The organism is Luteibacter sp. P4_E6, from assembly GCF_056401535.1.
On the sequence record NZ_JBFUJE010000556.1, the window covers coordinates 1 to 2,416 of the forward strand.

A 2,416-nucleotide genomic window follows, 5' to 3' on the forward strand; every position below is an offset into this window, starting at 1 on the left:
TAACCGCTCGGTGGAAGACGTGGTGCGTGCGGCCCTGCAGGAGGATGCCGACGCCATCGCCTTGTCGTCCTACCAGGGCGGCCACGTGGAGTACTTCAAGTACATGGTCGACATGCTGCGCGAGCGTGGCGCCGGCCATATTCGTGTGTTCGGCGGCGGCGGCGGCACGATCACGCCGGAAGAAATCCGCGAACTCCAGGCCTATGGCGTGGAGCGTATCTACCATCCGAACGACGGCATGAAGCTCGGCCTGACCGAGATGATCGAAGACGTGATGTCGCGCACGCGTGCCGCGACCAGCCAGCGCGTGGAAGCGGTGCCGGTATCAGCGTCCGTCGAGGATGAAATCTCCATTGGCGCCATGCTCTCGGCGATCGAGGAGGACCTCCTCCCGGAAACCGAGCTCGCCCGCCTGCGCAAGGAATGGCAGCTGGCTGGCAACAAGACACCCGTCCTTGGCCTGACCGGCACCGGCGGCGCCGGCAAATCCAGCGTGGTCGACGAGCTGCTGCTGCGTTTCCTGCACGCGTTTCCGCAGATCCGCATTGCCGTGCTTGCCGTGGATCCGACGCGTCGCCGTAGCGGCGGTGCCTTGCTCGGCGATCGCATCCGCATGAATTCGCTGCGCAGCCCGCGCGTGTACATGCGCTCCATGGCCACCCGCCGCCAACACGCGGCGACGTCCATCGTGCTGCACGACTGCATCGACTTCCTGAAGTCGCAGGCGTACGACCTGGTGATCGTCGAAACCGCCGGTATCGGCCAGAGCGACTCGGAGATCGTCGACCTCGTCGATTTCCCGGTCTATGTGATGACCAGCGAATACGGCGCGGCGAGCCAGCTCGAGAAGATCGACATGCTCGACTTCGCCGAGCTCGTGGTGCTCAACAAGTTCGACAAGCGCGGCGCCGAAGATGCGCTGCGCGACGTACGCAAACAGTGGAAGCGCAACCGCGTCGCGTTCCAGCTGGCCGATGAGAACGTTCCGGTCTATCCGACCATCGCCAGCCAGTTCAACGATCCGGGTGTCACCTGGATGTTCGCCAATCTCTGTCGCCTGATGCGCGGCAAGCTCTCGCTGCCCGAGGCTGCGTGGACGCCGGATATCGACACGACGCTGCGCGAGCCGCGCGCCACCGTGCTGATTCCCGGTAACCGCGTGCGTTATCTCGCCGAGATCGCCGAGCAGGGCCGTGGCGTAAACAGCGGCATTGCGAAGCAGGCCGAGGCGGCGAGCAAGGCTCAGCATTACTTTGAATCGTTGAAGGACATCGGCGACGCGGCCCTGCCGCGTGCGTTCGATCTCTACGACCACGATGCGTTGAGCGTGGAGGGTGACCGCTCCTTGTCGACCCTCCGCCAGCGCTACAACGAAGCCGTGCGCGAGCTGACCAGCGAAGCCATCGCGCTGCTGCGCGAGTGGCCGTCGCGCTACGCCTCGGTCACTGACGAGTTCACCGAATACCAGGTGCGCGATAAGGTCATCCGCGTCGAAAACTACCGTACCTCGCTGAGTCACCAGAAGATTCCCAAGGTGTCGCCGCCGAAGACGAAGGACTGGGGCGAGCTGCTCTCCTTCCTCATGCGCGAGAACCTCCCGGGCTACTACCCGTACACCGGCGGCGTGTTCCCGTATCGCCGCGCAGGTGAGGACCCCACCCGCATGTTCGCGGGCGAGGGCACTCCGGAACGTACTAACCGTCGTTTTCATTACCTCTCGCTGGGTGGCGCCGCCGCACGCCTGTCCACGGCGTTCGACTCGGTCACGCTGTACGGCGAAGATCCGGCACCGCGCCCGGATATCTACGGCAAGATCGGTAATTCAGGCGTTTCCATCGCCACGCTCGACGACATGAAGAAGCTGTATTCCGGCTTCGACCTGTCGGCACCGTCCACGTCCGTGTCGATGACGATCAACGGCCCCGCGCCGATCATCCTCGCCATGTTCATGAACACGGCGATCGACCAGAACGTCGAGAAGTACCTCAACGAGGAGCCGTCCCGCTGGGATGCCGCCAAGGCACGTATCGCGCAGCTGTATCCGGACGGCAACCGCCCGACGTATACCGGCGGCTTGCCCGAGGGCAACAACGGTCTCGGCCTCGGCCTGCTCGGTATCTCGGGTGAGGAAGTGGTCGACGCGGAAACCTACGCGCGTATCAAGACGTTCACCCTGGCTAACGTGCGCGGCACCGTACAGGCGGACATTCTCAAGGAAGACCAGGCGCAGAACACCTGCATCTTCAGCACGGAATTCGCCCTGCGCATGATGGGCGACATCCAGCAGTACTTCGTCGACCACAAGGTGCGCAATTTCTACTCGGTGTCGATCTCCGGGTATCACATCGCTGAAGCCGGCGCGAACCCGATCAGCCAGCTCGCCTTCACGCTGTCGAACGGCTTCACTATTGTCGAG

The 2,416-nt window shown here is 63.7% G+C and carries 1 protein-coding gene; it reads left to right on the plus strand.

Annotated features, from left to right (window positions below; translation table 11 throughout):
• The coding region (locus tag AC1DT2_RS20695) for a methylmalonyl-CoA mutase family protein (protein WP_477298420.1) at positions 1 to 2,416 on the plus strand (2,416 nt) is incomplete at both ends.